Annotated in this window: 11 protein-coding genes; 10 read left to right on the top strand and 1 reads right to left on the bottom strand. The window is 66.1% G+C overall.

Annotated elements, in window-relative coordinates:
• Positions 1-243: 243 nt before the first annotated feature.
• The 9 genes from rplJ (at position 244) to N4S67_RS07390 (ending at position 18,257) form a co-directional block, all read left to right on the top strand.
• Positions 244-771 carry a 50S ribosomal protein L10 gene (gene rplJ / locus N4S67_RS07430; protein ID WP_260992317.1) on the top strand — a complete coding sequence of 176 codons (528 nt, stop codon included), beginning with the start codon at positions 244-246 and terminating at the stop codon, positions 769-771.
• Between the two features lie 54 nt (positions 772-825).
• The gene (gene rplL, locus N4S67_RS07425) at positions 826-1,218 is read left to right on the top strand and encodes a 50S ribosomal protein L7/L12 (RefSeq protein ID WP_260992316.1); all 393 of its coding nucleotides are present in this window, start codon (positions 826-828) and stop codon (positions 1,216-1,218) included.
• A gap of 205 nt (positions 1,219-1,423) precedes the next feature.
• Positions 1,424-2,509, top strand: coding sequence for an ABC transporter ATP-binding protein (locus N4S67_RS07420; RefSeq protein ID WP_260992315.1), 1,086 nt, complete (start codon positions 1,424-1,426; stop codon positions 2,507-2,509).
• Between the two features lie 9 nt (positions 2,510-2,518).
• Positions 2,519-4,699: a molybdopterin-dependent oxidoreductase gene (locus N4S67_RS07415; protein WP_260992314.1), complete on the top strand. Its 2,181-nt coding sequence runs from the start codon at positions 2,519-2,521 to the stop codon at positions 4,697-4,699.
• Between the two features lie 135 nt (positions 4,700-4,834).
• Positions 4,835-6,619 carry an alpha/beta hydrolase gene (locus N4S67_RS07410; protein ID WP_260992313.1) on the top strand — a complete coding sequence of 595 codons (1,785 nt, stop codon included), beginning with the start codon at positions 4,835-4,837 and terminating at the stop codon, positions 6,617-6,619.
• Positions 6,620-6,700: 81 nt separating this feature from the next.
• Positions 6,701-8,650: a hypothetical protein gene (locus tag N4S67_RS07405; protein ID WP_260992312.1), complete on the top strand. Its 1,950-nt coding sequence runs from the start codon at positions 6,701-6,703 to the stop codon at positions 8,648-8,650.
• A 20-nt stretch (positions 8,651-8,670) separates the two neighbouring features.
• Positions 8,671-10,494, top strand: coding sequence for a hypothetical protein (locus N4S67_RS07400; protein WP_260992311.1), 1,824 nt, complete (start codon positions 8,671-8,673; stop codon positions 10,492-10,494).
• A gap of 279 nt (positions 10,495-10,773) precedes the next feature.
• Positions 10,774-14,256: a DNA-directed RNA polymerase subunit beta gene (rpoB, locus tag N4S67_RS07395; protein ID WP_390893272.1), complete on the top strand. Its 3,483-nt coding sequence runs from the start codon at positions 10,774-10,776 to the stop codon at positions 14,254-14,256.
• Positions 14,257-14,300: 44 nt separating this feature from the next.
• Entirely contained in the window at positions 14,301-18,257 is a 3,957-nt protein-coding gene (locus N4S67_RS07390) for a DNA-directed RNA polymerase subunit beta' (protein ID WP_260992309.1), read from the top strand.
• A gap of 86 nt (positions 18,258-18,343) precedes the next feature.
• Here the strand turns inward: N4S67_RS07390 and N4S67_RS07385 are convergent, their stop codons facing one another.
• Positions 18,344-18,979 (bottom strand): maleylpyruvate isomerase family mycothiol-dependent enzyme, encoded by a 636-nt coding sequence (locus tag N4S67_RS07385; RefSeq protein ID WP_260992308.1) that lies wholly within the window; start codon positions 18,977-18,979, stop codon positions 18,344-18,346.
• Positions 18,980-19,050: 71 nt separating this feature from the next.
• Here N4S67_RS07385 and N4S67_RS07380 point away from each other — a divergent pair, with 71 nt between their 5' ends.
• Positions 19,051-19,803, top strand: a complete 753-nt coding sequence (locus N4S67_RS07380) for a deoxyribonuclease IV (protein ID WP_260992307.1) — start codon at positions 19,051-19,053, stop codon at positions 19,801-19,803.
• Positions 19,804-19,830 lie beyond the last annotated feature (27 nt).

Here is a 19,830-nt window from a genome sequence, read left to right as displayed (position 1 = left end):
GTCGATCGGCAGGATTTTGGCTGATCGACGGGTGTCAGGCTAAACTCGGCGACGTTCCACCGAAGACCGTCGGTCACCGAGAAATCGGTTGAAGGTCCGGAAGTCATCCGGACGGCCCACGCAGGAGGACGAGGCTAACGTTTCAGTGCGCCCCGACCTGACTGTGTCGGGGCGTTCGTCGTTTCCAGGCCCCCATCCTCTCGATCTCGGCCGTCCCCGGTCCCCATCTACGAGGAGGCATGCATGGCCAAGGCTGACAAGGCCACCGCGGTTGCCGACATCGCCGAGCAGTTCAAGGAGGCCACGGCGACGCTCGTCACCGAGTACCGCGGCCTGACCGTGGCCAACCTGGCCGAGCTGCGCCGGTCGCTCGGAGACTCCGCCACCTACACCGTCGCCAAGAACACGCTGGTCAAGCGTGCCGCGGCGGAGGCGGGTGTCGAGGGTCTCGACGAGTTGTTCGTCGGTCCCACCGCGATCGCGTTCGTCAAGGGCGAGGCTGTCGACGCCGCCAAGGCGATCAAGAAGTTCTCCAAGGACAACAAAGCCCTCGTCATCAAGGGCGGCTACATGGACGGCCGTCCGCTCAGTGTCTCCGAGGTCGAGCAGATCGCCGACCTGGAATCGCGCGAGGTGCTGCTGGCCAAGCTGGCCGGCGCGATGAAGGCCAACCTGTCCAAGGCCGCCGGTCTGTTCAACGCTCCGGCGTCGCAGGTCGCCCGGCTGGCCGCCGCTCTGCAAGAAAAGAAAGCCGCCGAGGAAGCCGCTTAACGGCCTCTTCGACCATCCGATAGCCCAGAAGAAGAAATCAGGAAGGACCACACCATGGCCAAGCTGTCCACCGACGACCTGCTCGACGCGTTCAAGGAACTGACGCTGCTCGAGCTCAGCGAGTTCGTCAAGAAGTTCGAGGAGACCTTCGAGGTCACCGCCGCCGCCCCGGTCGCCGTTGCCGCGGCCCCCGGCGCTGCTGCCGGTGCGCCCGCCGAGGCCGCCGAGGAGCAGTCGGAGTTCGACGTCATCCTCGAGGGTGCCGGCGACAAGAAGATCGGCGTCATCAAGGTCGTCCGCGAGATCGTCTCCGGCCTGGGCCTCAAAGAGGCCAAGGACCTCGTCGACAGCGCTCCCAAGCCGCTGCTCGAGAAGGTCGACAAGGCCGCTGCCGACGACGCCAAGGCCAAGCTCGAGGCTGCCGGCGCTTCCGTCACCGTCAAGTAGTCCACAAGCTGTGGGGTCGGCCCGGTTACGGGTCGGCCCCACAGTCATGTCCGGAAGTCGTCAGTCCAGCAAACGAGGGCACGCCCGCGGTCGGCCAGACTGTGACCTTCAGACGAGTGTTGCCAGGGGAACGCGTAAGCTACAGTGACTCAAGCCACAGGCGGGAGGGCATGTGGCCGGATAACCATTGGCGGAAGGAATTCGCGTGGGCATTGGTATTCAGGTTGAGGGACTGTCCAAGTCCTTCGGCTCCCAGCGAATCTGGGAAGACGTCACGATGGAGGTCCCGCCTGGCGAGGTCAGCGTGCTCCTCGGCCCGTCCGGTACCGGTAAGTCCGTCTTCCTGAAGTCCCTGATCGGTCTGCTGCGGCCCGAGCGCGGCAAGATCATCGTCGACGGCACCAACATCATCGAGTGCACGGCCAAGGAGCTCTACGAGATCCGCACGCTGTTCGGCGTCATGTTCCAGGACGGCGCTCTGTTCGGCTCGATGAGTATCTACGACAACACCGCTTTCCCCTTGCGTGAGCACACCAAGAAGAAGGAAAGCGAGATCCGCAACATCGTCATGGAGAAGCTCGAGTTGGTCGGTTTGGCCGGCGACGAGACGAAGTTCCCCGGCGAGATCTCCGGCGGTATGCGCAAGCGCGCGGGACTGGCCCGTTCCCTGGTGCTCGACCCGCAGATCATCCTCTGCGACGAGCCCGACTCGGGTCTCGACCCGGTCCGTACCGCCTACCTGTCGCAGCTGCTGATCGACATCAACGCGCAGATCGACTGCACCATCCTGATCGTCACGCACAACATCAACATCGCCCGCACGGTGCCCGACAACATGGGCATGTTGTTCCGCAAGAAGCTGGTGATGTTCGGTCCGCGCGAAGTGTTGCTGACCAGCGACGAGCCGGTGGTCCGTCAGTTCCTCAACGGTCGCCGTATCGGTCCGATCGGCATGTCCGAGGAGAAGGACGAGTCGACGATGGCCGAGGAGCAGGCCATGATGGACGCCGGTCACCACGACGGCGGTGTTGAGGAGATCGAGGGCGTGCCGCCGCAGATCCAGGCAACGCCGGGGATGCCCGAGCGCCAGGGCGTGCTTCGGCGGCAGGCTCGCGTGCGCGAGATCCTGCATACGCTGCCACCGGCCGCGCAGGAAGCGATCCGCGACGACCTCGAGGGCACGCACAAGTACCAGGGCAGCGAATTCGGCGGCGACGAGGCCACCGCGCGCCACCGTACTGCCGCCGAGGACGACGCCCCGACCGGCGCCATCCCTCGAGCCCAGCAGTAAGCCGTCGCGGTGAGCGTCGAGCACAAGCCGACGTTCTGCCGGATCTGCGAGCCGCTTTGCGGCATGATCGCGACCGTCGAAGACGGTCGTCTCACCGCCTTGCGTCCCGACAAGGACCACCCAGTGTCGGCGGGTTTCGCCTGCCCGAAGGGCATTGCGTTCACCGAGATCGTCAACGACCCCGACCGGGTCACGACGCCGCTGCGACGTAACGGCGGCGGCGGGTTCGATCCCGTCAGCTGGGACGAGGCGATGACCGACATCGCCTGCCGGCTCGCCGACATCCACCGTCGGCGCGGGTCCGGCGCCATCGGTTGGTACTTCGGCAATCCGGGCGCCTTCAGCTACTCGCACACCATGAGCCTGTCGACGTTCATGGCCGGCTTCGGACCGCGCCTGCATGTGTTCACCGCGGGAAGCCAGGACGTGAACAATCGCTTCGTCGCGAGCCAACTGCTGTACGGGTCGCCGCTGGCCCTGCCGATCCCCGACGTGCCGCGCACCGACCTGCTGGTCGTGATTGGGGCCAATCCCGTTGTCTCCCACGGCAGTGTGCTGACGGTGCCGCGAATCAGGGACCGCATGCACGACATCGTCAAGCGCGGCGGTCGGGTGCTGGTCATCGACCCGCGCAAGACCGAGACCGCCGCTCAGTTCGAGTGGCTCGGCATCGTGCCCGACGCGGACGCGTATCTACTGTTGTCCCTGCTGCAGGTGATGTTCGGCGAGAACCTCGCAGACCGTCGCCGGCTCGCCGAACAGGCCGACGGAGTGGACTGGCTCGAGCAGATGGCGAGGCCGTTCAGCCCCGAGGTCACCCACCCGCACACCGGCATCGATCCGCACACTGTCCGCGCGTTGGCTCACGAGCTGGCCCGCACCGAGCGGGCGGCTGTGTACGGCCGCGTGGGCACCAGCATCGGCGAAAACGGCACGCTCACAACGTATCTGCTCGACGCCGTGAACCTGGTGGCCGGCAATCTCGACGTGGCGGGCGGCAGCATGTTCGGCCGCTACGGGATTCCGGGTGAGCGGTGGCTGAACAAGGCCGGTGGCGCGCTGCTGCGGACCCTCTACACCCGCAAGCGGTCGCGCATCGGCGGCTTTCCGGCCGTGCTGGGGTCCGAGCCGGCGGCAGTGATGGCCAAGGAGATCAGCACCCCGGGACGCGGTCAGGTCAAAGCGCTGTTCGTCAGTGCGGGCAATCCGGTGCTGTCGGTGCCCAACGGCGATGAATTGGAGACAGCGTTCGAGTCCTTGGATTTGATGGTTGGCATCGACCTGTACGTCAACGAGACCTTGGCGCACTGCGACTACGTACTGCCCGCCGCGTCGATGTACGAGCGCGACGACTTTCCGCTGCCGTTCCAGACGCTGCAGCCCACTCCGTTTCGGCAGGCCACCGAGGCGGTCATCGCACCCGTCGGCCAGGCCCGCGCCGAGTGGGAGATCATCGACGACATCGCGCGCAGGCTGTGGCGCAGGACCCCCGGGCTAGCGATGCTGGCGCTGTGGCGAAAGGCGTTGCAGCTTTTCGGTATTCGGTTGAGCCCGCGACTGCTCGTCGACATGGTGATCAGGCTCGGCGACGGTGGCGACCGCTTCGGACTGCGCCGTGGCGGCCTGTCGTTCTCGCGGTTGACGGCTGATCATCCGCGCGGCACGGTGCTGTCGCCCCATCTGCGCGACGGCGTGCTGCGCGACACAGTCGTCTACCGCGGGGGACGCGTGCGGCTTCGGCATGACGAGATCGCCGACGAGGTCGACAAGCTGTCGCGCCGTAGCGTGCCGGACGGTTATCCGTTGCGCCTGATAGGAATGCGCGAGACGCGTTCGGAGAACTCGTGGATGCACAACGCGCCGCTGCTGATGCGCGGCGAGCGCACTCAGTCCGCCCGCATGCACGTCGACGACGCGGCCGCGGCCCACATCGACGACGGAGACGTCGTGCGCATCGCATCGCCGTACGGACAGATCGAGGTGCCCGTGATCGTCACCAAGGACATCCTCGCCGGAGTGGTCGCCGTCCCGCACGGCTGGGGACACAAGGGGACGGGCGGCTGGCGGCTGGCGAACGTCGCGGGCGGCGCCAACGTCAACCAGTTGATGTCGAGCGCCCCGCAGGACATCGAGCGGCTGGCGGGCATGGCCCGGCTCACCGGTGTGCCCGTGCGGGTCGAACGCATCTGACACTGACGCGCGAACGTTCCTTACCGCTCGAAATTCGACGGAGAATTCGAGCGGTAAGGAACGTTCGGCGCTCGAAACGCTCACTCCGGCTGACAACGCGCGCTATCTTTCTCGCGTCGTCGAACAGGAGGGGTCATGGTCGACCGATTCTTGGTGTGGTTCGGAGTCTGTCTCGCGACGGCGTGGATGTCGACGGCGGCGCTGATCGGAGCCGGCGTCGCGGCCGCCGAGGACGATTCCGGGCCGGACGGCACCACATCCTCGGAGTCTGCGGATTCACCTGACTCTCAACAGGATTCGACCAAACCCAATCCGGAGGCCGAGAACCTCTCCAATGATCCAGCGGACTCGAAAGATCCCGCCGGCCCGAAGGAGAAGAACGCCGACGAGACCGAGGACGCGGGTGAGACCGAGGGCGACGTCGACGAGGAAGAGGCCGGCGAAGAAGAACCTGGCGAAGAGGAACCTGTCGAGGAGCCTGCCGCGAACGAAAGCACCGGAAAGAAGGACGGGTCGGACACCGTCGAGACCGGCTCCGTCACGCCGAAGCGAAACGCCCTCACCGTCGAGAACGGCACCGCGGACGAGGGCCAGCAGGAGAAGGCTGCCACCGTCGAGACCGAGGCCGAGACCGAGGCCGGCGAGCTGACAGTGGACCCCGTTCTGCAGGCCGTCGAACGGCAATCGGTGAACCTCGACATACCGGCGGCCGACCTGATCGACGCGCCCGAGGTGGCCGCGGTGGCGTTCGCTGCCGCACCCTCGGCCGCGGCGGCGAGCGCCGCGGCGACAGCGCCGCCGTTGACGGTTCTGCTCGACGTCATCGGCACCGTCGTCTTCAATCTGTATGCCTTGGCGACGCGGCTGATCGGCGGTCCTGCGGTCCTGCCACCCGGCAGTAACGTCACGGTCCGCAGTTCGACTTTGAGGATCGACTGCGGTTGCGCGGACGGTCAGGGGTTCGACGTGCCTGCCGATTGGTACATCCCTGAGACCGAGGAGGGGGAGGAGCCACCGCAGCGGCTGATCTATCTGCAGCACGGCTTCCTCGCGAGTGGTCCGTGGTACAGCCACACCGCGGCCGCGCTCGCAGAGCAGACGAACAGCATCGTCGTCGCCCCGTCCATCACCTCCAATTTCCTTGACGCCGAAGCATGCTGGCTCGGCGCGGCACCGATGCACGAAGCATTGGCCAAGCTCTTCGATGCGGACAACACCGCGCTCGCGGACAGCGCACTCGCAGCGGGATACACCGGTGCGATCCCGTCGCGCGTGGTGTTGATGGGGCACTCGCTCGGCGGTGGTGCAGTGTCAGGCATGGCCGGTTACATGACTGACAACGAGACCGACGGCAGGCTCGCAGGCGTCGTCCTGCTCGACGGCGTCGGGCTCAACGGCGCGATGGCCGCCGATCTGGACAAGGTGTCGCTCTCGATTCCGATCTACCAGCTCGCCGCCCCCAGGTATTTCTGGAACCAGGACGGTGTGGGCACCACCGCGCTCTTGCAGGCTCGGCCTGGCGAATACGTCGGCGTCACGCTCGTGGGGGGCTCGCACGTCGACTCGATGCGCGGTGGCAACCCGCTGATCCAGTTCTCACAGCAGCTGGTGTCGGGGTTCTCGACTCCGCAGAACGTCGCGGCGGCCCAGCAGATCATGGTCGGCTGGGTCAACGACATGTTCTCCGGCGACCAGGCGACCGGGCTCTACGAGGACGACCTCGACGAGCCGATCAGCACTCCAGCAGGCGACGCGATCGCGGTGGCGCTGCCGAACTCATTGACGAAGCCGTTCTTCCTCAACTTCCTGCAGCCGTTCGTGTCGCTGGGCGACGGGTTGTTCACGTTCGACCCGGCATGCGTCGCCGCGTCCACCGGAAGATCGGCCTCAGGATCCTGCTCGGCGTCGCTCGCCGCCTGATCGCGCAGCGAAAACTGTTCGATTCCGTCCATTAAAGTACGGAACCCGGGCTAGGGTTTGCCGTCGGGGCAAGGAGACGGCGTGATCGACCGATTCTTGAGGTGGATGATTGCGGGTCTGCTGACTGCGGGCCTCGCGGCGGGAGTTCTTTCCGGCGCGGGGCCCGCGCTCGCGGACGAGGACACGACGGACGGCGGCGAGCCGTCGTCACAGTCATCCGATGCGGGTACCGAGTCGTCGAAGGACAACGACAGCCCGGCCGACAAGCCGGCACGAGTCGAGCCCACACCCGCGGACGACGACGAGTCGCGCTCCCCGTCGGACGACGACGACGCTCCGACCGATGGCGCCGACGTCGTCGAGGAGTCCGAGACCGACGAGGACGAGTCCGCGGTCAGCGAGGACGAGCCCGCGGTCGACGACAAGGACTCGGCGCGCACCCGCGATACGACGCAACCCGAGACGACAGACGCTGTGGAGGAACACGTCGTCGTCGAGCCCGACGACGTGAACCCGGCACCGGCAGAGGAGCCCGCGGAGGTGGTCGTCGACACCACCGACCCGACACCGCTCGAGTCCGAGACGCCGCTGGAGCAGGCGCCTGCTCCGTCGCCGCCCAGCACACCTAATGTCGTCGAGACCATCTCGGCGGCGGTCACGTCGATGGTGACTTCGCTGAATCCGTTCGCCGCTGACGACGACTCCCCGCTGGATCCGGCAGCGCAAACCCCTCTGTGGACGCTGGCCGCCGCTGCTCGCCGCGAATTCGAAACCGGCTTCCAGTCACCGACTTTGGCAGATCCGGCCGACGCGCTGACCACGAGCGAGGTCTTGCCGGCCGCCGCGGCGGCACCGGCAGCGCAGCCCACTCTGATCAATGTCATCGGCACCCTCGCCTGGGGCGTGTTCGATGCCTTCACCAAGCTCGTCCTCGGGCCGCCGGTGGTGCCGCCTGGCAGTTCGGTCACCGTGGGCCAGTCCACGCTGCAGATCGACTGCGGCGACGGGTATCTCGCCGACGCCGACTGGTACTACCCGAAGACGGGGCAACCCGAGAAGTTCATCTACTTCCAACACGGGTTCCCCGCGCGGGCGGGCGTGTACAACCTGACGCTGACGGAGCTCGCGGAGCGCAACAACGCGATCGTCGTCGCGCCCTCGATCACCTCGAACTATTTCGCGTGCGACGGATGCAGCCTCACTGCCGATGCCATGCATGCGGCCGTGGCGCGCCTGTTCGAGGGCGACCGCGCCGCCTTGCTCGCCAGCGCCAGGGCCGCCGGTTTCGAAGGCGCGCTGCCGACGGACTTCGTGCTCTCAGGCCAATCCGCCGGCGGCATGCTGGCCGCGGGTGCCTCGGGCTACTTCTATGCGTCGGCGCCGGCAGCGAAGAAAGCGGACATGGTCGGTGTGCTTCTCTTCGACACCTCCGCTGCCAACGGTGCGCTGGCCCGTGCTCTCGACAAGCTGCCTTCGTCAGTGCCGGTGCTTCATATCGCCGGAACCCCGACCGTGATCAACAACGGCGGCGATGCGAGCCAGGTTCTCCTGGCCAAGCGCCCCGGCCAGTTCAACGGTGTCCAGCTGGTCGGGGGTTCGCATTCGGACGCCTTCCAGAGCAGCGCCTACTTCGGTCTGGTCCAGGCGTTGGTCGGTCTCACGTTCGGCCCGTCGAGGCCCGAGAACGTCGAGGCTGTCCAGGTTCTGTCGCAGGGCTGGATAGCCGATATGTACGCCGGTCGGGTCTACGCCCCGGCGACGCGCAAAGGTATCTACGGAAATCCGGCACAGCCGGGGCAGGCCGTGATCGACATCCCGACCGACGCCGGTCTGGCCCGGGGTTATGTGCTGCCAGGTCCGCCGCCCGCGCTGTCGCCGATCGAGATGTTCGTCGCCGGGCTGCTGCAATCGATCAACTCGAACGACTTCGCCACCTGCGCCGCCGATGTCGATACGGCCGTCAGCGAAACGGTCGTGTACAGCTCGGCGGCAGCGGGTCGTATCGCGCGCGGATCTGCCTGTAGCAGTTAAGTTTTCGGGAGGGGATGGCCATGAACGACCGGTTCTTGCAGTGGGTGGGAGCCGGCGTGCTCACCGCTGGTCTCTCGACGGCGATGCTCGTCGGCGCAACCATCGCGGCGGCCGAAACCGAGTCGGGTGCCGACGGCGGTGTGTCGTCATCGCAGTCGGACGCCTCGGGCGCAACGCGTGACACAGACTCGCGGGCCGACCAAGGATCCGAGGGCTCCCAAGATTCTGTCGGTAACGACGCGGCCGCGGACGACGCCGTCGCAGAGGAGAACCCGAAGCAGGCGGGAGAAGACGCAGAACAGGAGCCGGAAGAGGAAGAGATAGCGCAGGAGCCGAAAGAGGAAGACGACGAGGTGCCCTCCGGTGGAGACGTGACGCCGGAGTCGTCGGCCGACACCAAGGACAGTTCGGCCGCCGACAAGGTCGGTGACCCCGCGCCCGTTGATGAGGTCGGTGGCCCGGTGACCCCTGACGCCGATGACCCCGTGACGCAACCGGACGGCACCACCGTCGTCGAGGACTCGGACCAGCCGGCGGTGGAACCGGTATCAGCGGACGTCGTCGCGCCCGTTGTCGCCGAGCCCGAAGCGCCTGCGCCCTCCGAGACCGAACCGCAGACGGCGAGCTTCATGATGTCGGCGGTCGAAGCAGACGACCCCGCCCCGGCTCAGCCCACCTTGTTGAACATCATCGGGTCCCTCTTCTTCGGGATCTTCGACATGGTCGCCGCCTTGTTCGAAGGGCCGCCCGCGGTGCCGCCCGGCAGCACGGTCAGGGTCGGCCGTTCGGTGTTGGAGATCGACTGCGGGGACGGCTACCAGGCATCCACCGACTGGTACTTCCCGACCGACGCGGAACCCGACAAGATCATCTATTTCCAGCACGGCGCATTCGCCAGGGCGGGCCTTTACAACTACACCGCGGCGGAGCTGGCCGAGCGGAACAACGCGATCGTCGTCGCGCCGTCGATCACCTCGAATTATTTCGCGTGCGACGGATGCCAGATGGCCGGCGAGCAGATGCACGCAGCCATCGCCGACCTGTTCCTCGGCGACCGGGCGGCGCTGTTGGCCAGCGCCAAGGCGGCCGGTTTCACCGGCAGCGCGCTACCGCAGCGGTTCGTCATCGCCGGACACTCGGGCGGCGGCCAGACCGCCGGTGGCGCAGCGGGTTACTACGCTCAGTTCGCACCGGCTGACCGGTTGCACGACATGGCGGGCGTGCTGCTGTTCGACACCTCGCCGATCGGCGGCGCGATCGAGCGCGGCGTGCGAAAGATACCGCTGGACATTCCGGTGCACGCCATCTCCGCCGAAGCCGGTCCTCTCAACGACTACGGCGGCGTGAACGAGGTACTGGCGCGCCTTCGCCCGGGCTTCGTCGGGGTGCAGATCATCGGTGGCGCCCACGGCGACGCGTGGCAATCGAGCAACGCGTTCGCTCAGTTGGTGGTCGGGATCGGCACGGGCTTTTCCCAGCCGCGCAACATCGAGGCCGTTCATGTGCTGGCGCAAGGCTGGATCGCCGACTGGTTCAACGCCCCCGACGCCGACCCGATCTACGGGGAACGCGCAGAGGTGATCACGATCGACACCGTGGCGGGACCCGCCCGGGCCTATGTGATTCCCGGGCCCGCGCCGCAGCTGACAATCATCGACCAGATCATCAAGGCCTTCCTCCAGTCGACGGCTCTGCTCAGCCCGTTCAGCGGCAACTGCGCAGCGGATCCGAGCGCGCCGACCGCGGCCGAATCGCCGCAAAACTCCACACCAAACACCGTGTTAACCCTTGACGGGAAGGCTTCCAGGGGTCAATCTGTTGGGCAGCATGTGTGCACGGGTTAAGGACGCCAGCCAGCGCCCGGTGATCCCTGCATGCGGTGGTTGAGGAATACGCCGTCCTGCGGTACTGTTGGACGTTGCGCTGGCTGCATCCTGCCCACCCAAACCCGCACCTGACACCGATGTCTTGGCCTGAGTCCGCTCAGTGATCTCGTCGCGTGCCGCGTGCGTCCGGGACGTTTGGGCTTGAGAACGCCAGCCGAACCGACGCAGATATCGCGGCCAACACGGACCGGTGTTCACCGGTACCGATAGTCGCATGAGGTGCTGGAAGGATGCATCTTGGCAGGGTCTCGCCAAAGCAAAACAGCAACGGCTACCAACAACTCCGTCCCAGGAGCACCGAACCGAATTTCCTTCGCGAAGCTCCGTGAGCCGCTCGAGGTTCCCGGCCTGCTCGACGTTCAAACGGAATCGTTCGAGTGGCTGATCGGCTCCGAGCGCTGGCGTGAGAAGGCCAAGGAGCGGGGCGATGTCACCCCGGTCGGCGGTCTCGAAGAGGTGCTGACCGAGCTGTCGCCGATCGAGGACTTCTCGGGTTCGATGTCGCTGTCGTTCTCCGATCCGCGCTTCGACGAGGTCAAGGCGCCCGTCGACGAGTGCAAAGACAAGGACATGACGTACGCGGCCCCGCTGTTCGTCACGGCCGAGTTCATCAACAACAACACCGGTGAGATCAAGAGCCAGACGGTCTTCATGGGCGACTTCCCGATGATGACCGAGAAGGGCACCTTCATCATCAACGGCACCGAGCGTGTCGTGGTGTCCCAGCTGGTCCGCTCGCCGGGCGTGTACTTCGACGAGACGATCGACAAATCCACCGAGAAGACGCTGCACAGCGTCAAGGTGATCCCGGGCCGCGGCGCGTGGCTCGAGTTCGACGTCGACAAGCGCGACACCGTCGGCGTGCGCATCGACCGCAAGCGCCGCCAGCCGGTCACCGTGCTGCTCAAGGCGCTCGGCTGGACCAACGAGCAGATCGTGGAGCGGTTCGGCTTCAGCGAGATCATGATGGGCACGCTGGAGAAGGACAACACCGCGGGCACCGATGAGGCGCTGCTCGACATCTACCGGAAGCTGCGTCCGGGCGAGCCGCCCACCAAGGAGTCCGCGCAGACCCTGCTGGAGAACCTGTTCTTCAAGGAGAAGCGCTACGACCTGGCCCGCGTCGGCCGCTACAAGGTCAACAAGAAGCTGGGCCTCAATGTCGGCCAGCCGATCACCAGCTCGACGCTGACCGAAGAGGACGTCGTCGCGACCATCGAGTACCTGGTGCGCCTGCATCACGGCGACCAGGCGATGACCGCTCCCGGTGGCGCCGAGGTGCCGGTCGAGGTGGACGATATCGATCACTTCGGCAATCGCCGTTTGCGTACCGTCGGCGAGCTGATCCAGAACCAGATCCGGGTCGGCCTGTCGCGCATGGAGCGCGTCGTGCGCGAGCGTATGACGACTCAGGACGTCGAGGCGATCACGCCGCAGACCCTGATCAACATCCGTCCCGTCGTGGCGGCGATCAAGGAGTTCTTCGGCACCAGCCAGCTGTCGCAGTTCATGGACCAGAACAACCCGCTGTCGGGTCTGACCCACAAGCGCCGCCTGTCGGCGCTGGGACCCGGCGGTCTGTCCCGTGAGCGCGCCGGCCTCGAGGTCCGCGACGTGCACTCCAGCCACTACGGCCGGATGTGCCCGATCGAGACGCCTGAGGGTCCGAACATCGGCCTGATCGGCTCGCTGTCGGTGTACGCGCGGGTGAACCCGTTCGGCTTCATCGAGACGCCGTACCGCAAGGTCGTCGACGGTGTCGTCACCGACGACATCGAGTACCTGACCGCCGACGAGGAGGACCGCCACGTTGTGGCGCAGGCCAATTCGCCGATCGACGACAGCGGCCGCTTCGAAGAGGAGCGCGTCCTTGTCCGCCGAAAGGGCGGCGAGGTCGAGTACGTCTCGTCGAACGAGGTCGATTACATGGACGTCTCGCCGCGCCAGATGGTGTCGGTCGCGACGGCGATGATCCCGTTCCTCGAGCACGACGACGCCAACCGTGCCCTGATGGGTGCCAACATGCAGCGCCAGGCTGTTCCGCTGGTGCGCAGCGAGGCCCCGTTGGTCGGTACCGGTATGGAGTTGCGTGCCGCGATCGACGCGGGCGACGTCGTCGTGAGCGATAAGGCCGGCGTGGTCGAGGAAGTCTCCGCCGACTACATCACCGTGATGGCCGACGACGGCACCCGGCACACCTACCGGATGCGCAAGTTCGCCCGCTCCAACCACGGCACCTGCGCCAACCAGCGCCCGATCGTCGATGCAGGCGACCGGGTCGAGGCAGGCCAGGTGGTCGCCGACGGTCCTTGCACCGAGAACGGCGAGATGGCCCTGGGCAAGAATCTGCTCGTCGCGATCATGCCGTGGGAGGGTCACAACTACGAAGACGCGATCATCCTCTCCAACCGACTGGTCGAAGAGGACGTGCTCACCTCGATTCACATCGAGGAGCACGAGATCGACGCCCGCGACACCAAGTTGGGCGCCGAGGAGATCACCCGGGACATCCCGAACGTCTCCGATGAGGTGCTGGCAGACCTCGACGAGCGCGGCATCGTCCGCATCGGCGCCGAGGTCCGCGACGGCGACATCCTGGTCGGCAAGGTCACTCCCAAGGGTGAGACCGAGCTGACCCCGGAGGAGCGGCTGCTGCGCGCGATCTTCGGTGAGAAGGCGCGCGAGGTTCGCGACACGTCGCTCAAGGTGCCGCACGGTGAGTCCGGCAAGGTCATCGGCATCCGCGTGTTCTCGCGCGAGGATGACGACGAGCTGCCTGCCGGCGTCAACGAGTTGGTCCGCGTCTACGTCGCGCAGAAGCGCAAGATCTCCGACGGCGACAAGCTGGCCGGACGCCACGGCAACAAGGGCGTCATTGGCAAGATTCTGCCCGTCGAGGACATGCCGTTCCTGCCTGACGGCACCCCGGTGGACATCATCCTGAACACCCACGGTGTGCCGCGTCGTATGAACATCGGTCAGATCCTGGAAACCCACCTCGGGTGGGTGGCCAAGGCGGGCTGGAAGATCAACGGCTCGCCGGACTGGGCAAGCGGGTTGCCCGAGGAGCTGCTCGAAGCGGAACCCAACAGCATCGTCTCGACGCCGGTGTTCGACGGCGCTCGCGAGAATGAGTTGCAGGGTCTGTTGGGGGCGACGCTGCCCAACCGTGACGGCGACACGCTCGTCAATGCCGACGGCAAGGCGAGGCTGTTCGACGGCCGCAGTGGCGAACCGTTCCCGTACCCGGTGACGGTCGGCTACATGTACATCCTGAAGCTGCACCACTTGGTGGACGACAAGATCCACGCCCGCTCCACCGGTCCGTACTCGATGATCACCCAGCAGCCGCTGGGTGGTAAGGCGCAGTTCGGTGGCCAGCGGTTCGGTGAGATGGAGTGCTGGGCCATGCAGGCCTACGGCGCGGCTTACACGCTGCAGGAGCTGTTGACCATCAAGTCCGACGACACCGTCGGGCGGGTCAAGGTGTACGAGGCGATCGTCAAGGGCGAGAACATTCCCGAGCCGGGCATTCCGGAGTCGTTCAAGGTTCTGCTCAAGGAACTCCAGTCTCTGTGCCTCAACGTCGAGGTGCTCTCCAGCGAGGGCACCGCGATCGAGATGCGCGACAGCGACGACGAGGACCTGGAGCGCGCCGCCGCGAATCTGGGAATCAACTTGTCGCGCAACGAATCTGCTTCTGTTGAAGATTTGGCCTGACGGCCTCAATTGGTTACTAATCCCGAAAGGGGAAAGGGAGTTACGTGCTAGACGTCAACTTCTTCGATGAGCTCCGCATCGGTCTTGCCACCGCCGACGACATCCGCAACTGGTCGTACGGCGAGGTCAAGAAGCCGGAGACCATCAACTACCGCACGCTGAAGCCAGAGAAGGACGGCCTGTTCTGCGAGAAGATCTTCGGACCGACTCGCGACTGGGAGTGCTACTGCGGCAAGTACAAGCGCGTCCGCTTCAAGGGCATCATCTGTGAGCGTTGCGGCGTCGAGGTGACCCGCGCCAAGGTGCGTCGTGAGCGGATGGGCCACATCGAGTTGGCCGCGCCCGTCACGCACATCTGGTACTTCAAGGGTGTGCCGAGCCGGCTGGGGTACCTGCTGGACCTGGCGCCGAAGGATCTCGAGAAGATCATCTACTTCGCGGCCTACGTCATCACCGGCGTGGACGAGGAGATGCGCCACAACGAGCTGTCGACGCTGGAGGCCGAGATGGCCGTCGAGCGCAAAGCCGTTGAGGACCAGCGTGATGCCGACCTGGAGGCCCGTGCGCAGAAGCTCGAGGCCGACATGAAGGAGCTCGAGGACGAAGGCGCCAAGTCCGACGTTAAGCGCAAGGTGCGCGACGGCGGCGAGCGCGAGATGCGCCAGCTGCGCGACCGGGCACAGCGTGAGCTGGATCGGCTCGAGGAGATCTGGACCACCTTCACCAAGCTGGCTCCCAAGCAGCTGATCGTGGACGAGGTGCTCTACCGCGAGCTCGTCGACCGCTACGGCGAGTACTTCTCCGGCGCCATGGGCGCGGAGTCGATCAAGAAGCTCATCGAGAACTTCGACATCGACGCCGAGGCCGACTCGCTGCGCGACGTCATCCGCAACGGCAAGGGGCAGAAGAAGCTTCGCGCCCTGAAGCGGCTCAAGGTGGTCGCGGCGTTCCAGAGCAACAGCAACTCGCCGATGGGCATGGTGCTCGACGCTGTGCCGGTGATCCCGCCGGAGCTGCGCCCAATGGTGCAGCTCGACGGTGGCCGCTTTGCCACCTCGGACCTCAACGACCTGTACCGCCGCGTGATCAACCGCAACAACCGGCTCAAGCGACTGATCGATCTGGGTGCGCCCGAGATCATCGTCAACAACGAGAAGCGCATGCTTCAGGAGTCGGTGGACGCGCTGTTCGACAATGGCCGTCGCGGCCGTCCGGTCACCGGGCCGGGCAACCGTCCGCTCAAGTCGCTCTCGGATCTGCTCAAGGGCAAGCAGGGCCGGTTCCGTCAGAACCTGCTCGGCAAGCGCGTCGACTACTCGGGCCGTTCGGTCATCGTGGTCGGCCCGCAGCTCAAGCTGCACCAGTGCGGTCTGCCCAAGCTGATGGCACTCGAGCTGTTCAAGCCGTTCGTGATGAAGCGCCTGGTCGATCTGAACCACGCGCAGAACATCAAGAGTGCCAAGCGGATGGTGGAGCGTCAGCGTCCGCAGGTGTGGGACGTCCTCGAAGAGGTCATCGGCGAGCACCCGGTGTTGCTGAACCGCGCACCGACCCTGCACCGCCTCGGTATCCAGGCCTTCGAGCCGCAGCTGGTGGAGGGCAAGGCCATTCAGCTGCACCCGCTGGTCTGTGAGGCGTTCAACGCCGACTTCGACGGCGACCAGATGGCCGTGCACCTTCCGCTGTCGGCGGAGGCGCAGGCCGAGGCACGCATTCTGATGCTGTCGTCGAACAACATCCTCTCGCCTGCGTCGGGCCGTCCGTTGGCCATGCCGCGTCTGGACATGGTGACCGGGCTGTACTTCCTGACCACCGAGATCAGCGGCGACACGGGCGAATTCACGCCTTCTGCCAAGGATCAGCCGGAGTCGGGTGTGTACAGCTCGCCCGCCGAGGCGATCATGGCGATGGATCGCGGAGCGCTGAGTGTGCGGGCCAAGATCCGGGTGCGGTTGACGCAGCTGCGTCCGCCTGCCGCCATCGAGGCCGAGCGCTTCGGTGAGACGGGCTGGCGGCCCGGCGACGCCTGGACGGCCGAGACCACGCTGGGTCGGGTGCTGTTCAACGAGCTGCTGCCGATCTCGTATCCGTTCGTCAACGAGCAGATGCACAAGAAGGTGCAGGCGCGGATCGTCAACGATCTGGCCGAGCGCTTCCCGATGATCGTGGTCGCGCAGACCGTGGACAAGCTCAAGGACGCCGGCTTCTACTGGGCCACCCGTTCGGGTGTCACGATCTCCATGTCCGACGTGCTGGTGCCGCCGAACAAGGCGGAGATCCTCGACCGGTATGAGAAGGAAGCCGACGGGATCGAAAAGAAGTACCAGCGTGGCGCTTTGAACCACGACGAGCGTAACGAAGCGTTGGTGAAGATTTGGCAGGACGCCACCGAAGAGGTCGGTAGGGCGCTGCGGGAGCACTACCCGAGCGACAACCCGATCATCACGATCGTGGACTCCGGCGCGACGGGTAACTTCACCCAGACGCGGACGCTGGCCGGCATGAAGGGTCTGGTGACCAACCCGAAGGGTGAGTTCATCCCGCGTCCGATCAAGTCCTCCTTCCGTGAGGGCCTGACGGTGTTGGAGTACTTCATCAACACTCACGGCGCCCGTAAGGGTCTGGCGGACACCGCTCTTCGTACCGCCGACTCGGGTTACCTGACCCGTCGTCTGGTCGACGTGTCGCAGGACGTCATCGTGCGCGAGACCGACTGCGAGACCGAGCGCGGCGTGTTGGTGAAGCTCGCCGAGCTGCAGGGCGACGGTTCTCTGGTGCGCGATCAGCACATCGAGACGTCTGCCTACGCGCGGACGCTGGCCACCGATGCGGTCGACGAGAAGGGCAACGTGGTCGTCGAGCGCGGCCACGACCTGGGCGACCCGGCGATCGAGGCGCTGCTCGCGGCCAATATCACCGAGGTGAAGGTCCGCTCCGTGCTGACCTGCGCCACGGGCACCGGCGTGTGCGCGATGTGTTACGGCCGGTCGATGGCGACGGGCAAGCTCGTCGACATCGGCGAAGCGGTCGGCATCGTCGCTGCCCAGTCCATCGGTGAGCCCGGCACGCAGCTGACCATGCGTACGTTCCACCAGGGCGGCGTCTCCGGCGGTAGCGACATCGTCGGTGGTCTGCCTCGCGTGCAGGAGCTGTTCGAGGCCCGCGTTCCGCGGGACAAGGCGCCGATCGCCGACGTCACCGGACGGGTGCAGCTCGAAGAGGGCGACCGCTTCTACAAGATGACCATCATCCCCGATGACGGTGGCGAAGAAGTGGTGTACGACAAGCTCTCCCGCCGTCAGCGCCTGAAGGTGTTCAAGCACGACGACGGCACCGAGCGACTGCTGACCGACGGCGACCACGTGGAGGTGGGCCAGCAGCTGATGGAAGGCTCGGCCGATCCGCACGAGGTGCTGCGTGTCCAGGGCCCCCGCGAGGTGCAGATCCACCTCGTCAAGGAGGTCCAGGAGGTCTACCGCGCTCAGGGTGTGTCGATCCACGACAAGCACATCGAGGTGATCGTCCGGCAAATGCTGCGTCGCGTCACGATCATCGACTCGGGCGCAACGGAGTTTCTGCCCGGCTCGCTGACCGAGCGTGGCGAGTTCGAGACCGAGAACCGTCGGGTCGTCGCCGAAGGTGGCGAGCCCGCGGCCGGTCGCCCGGTGCTGATGGGTATCACCAAGGCGTCGCTGGCCACCGATTCGTGGCTGTCGGCGGCGTCGTTCCAGGAGACCACGCGTGTGCTGACCGATGCGGCGATCAACTGCCGCAGCGACAAGCTGCAGGGTCTGAAGGAGAACGTGATCATCGGCAAGCTGATCCCGGCCGGTACGGGTATCAACCGGTACCGCAACATCCAGGTGCAGCCGACCGAAGAGGCACGGGCCGCGGCGTACACGATCCCGTCCTACGAGGATCAGTACTACAGCCCGGACTTCGGCCAGGCCACCGGTGCTGCTGTGCCGCTGGACGATTACGGCTACAGCGACTATCGGTAAGACCGAGGCTGCGAGCCAGTACGAAAAAGCCCCCGCACTTCGGTGCGGGGGCTTTTTCGTTGCCGAGTGTCGTATTGATTGTCGCTTCAGCGACCATCGCGTCGCTGAGCCAAACAATCGACACCCGGGCCGTCGAGTTCGTCGAGCGCCACGCGGCGGCCCGAGATCGCGAGCAGCAGCGCGAGCGCGGGGCCGCTGACCTCCGGACCGTCGCCGAGCTCCAGGTCGGCGTCGGTTGCGGCGAGCCGGACGCGGGCGACGACTTCTCTTGCGCCGCCGAACGATGCGGTGGTGCGGGCCTGGTAACGCAGTGACCGCAGCACGGCCTGCACCGGATACTCACGGGTGAGGCCCAGTGGGCGTCGGATGTCCTCGCCGTGGACGACCTCCTCGACGAGCCGGGTGTCGCGAGGAGCGGGCGGCGCGGTCGTCCGCGTCGCCACCTCACGCAGCCGCTGCAGCGTTTCCCGCGGTGTCGCCCCGCGGGCGCGCGCGACGCCGAGCGCGTTCTGACGGTCGAAATCGAATCGGGCCCGCGCCATGTCGAGAACGAAGCCCAGGCGCGTCGCCATGGCCGTATCGACCCGGTGCGCGACGAGGTCATGCACCGTCCAGCCCTCGCACAGCGACGGCGTCTCCCACTGCGCGGTATCGAGGCGCTCGAGATCGTCGATCAACGCCGCACGCTCGGCGTGCACCAGCGGCCACACATCGTTGCGCATGTCAGGTAGACCAACAGCGCCGATGGAACTCATCGTGATTCGCGTCGGTGCGCGCGCCTAGACTCGACGGCGTGCTTATCGGTTCCCATGTCCACGGAGATGACCCGCTGGCTGACGCCGCGGCCGACGGCGCCGACGTCGTGCAGTTCTTTCTCGGCAACCCGCAGAGCTGGAAGAAGCCGAAACCGCGAGAAGACGCCGAGGTGCTCAAGGCGGCGAGCATGCCGCTGTATGTGCATGCGCCGTACCTGATCAACGTCGCTTCGGCCAACAATCGTGTCCGCATCCCGTCGCGCAAGATCCTGCAGGACACCTGCGACGCCGCGGCCGAGATCAACGCGACCGCGGTCATCGTGCACGGCGGTCATGCCGACGACAAGGACTGGGAGGCCGGCTTCGAGCGGTGGGCCAAGGCGCTGGACTATCTCGAGACCGACGTGCAGGTGTACCTGGAGAACACCGCGGGCGGTGACCATGCGATGGCACGACACTTCGACACGATCGGCCGACTGTGGGACCACATCGGTGACAGCGGCATCGGGTTCTGCCTGGACACCTGCCACGCGTGGGCGGCGGGTGAGGCGCTGATCGACGCCGTCGAGCGCATCAAGGCCCTCACCGGCCGCATCGACCTGGTGCACTGCAACGACTCCCGCGACGCCGCAGGCTCCGGTGCTGACCGCCACGCGAACTTCGGCACCGGCCAGATCGATCCCCAGTTGCTGGTCGCCGTGGTCAAGGCCGCCGACGCGCCGGTCATCTGCGAGACCTCTGACGACGGCCGCAAGGACGACATCGCTTTTCTGCGCGAACACGTCGGCTGATCACGATCCGTTAACTGAACGCCCCTC

Source organism: Mycobacterium deserti, from assembly GCF_025345615.1.
Classification (GTDB): domain Bacteria; phylum Actinomycetota; class Actinomycetes; order Mycobacteriales; family Mycobacteriaceae; genus Mycobacterium; species Mycobacterium deserti.
Note: the sequence above shows the minus strand (reverse complement) of the source record. Positions and strands in the feature narration are given on the sequence as shown.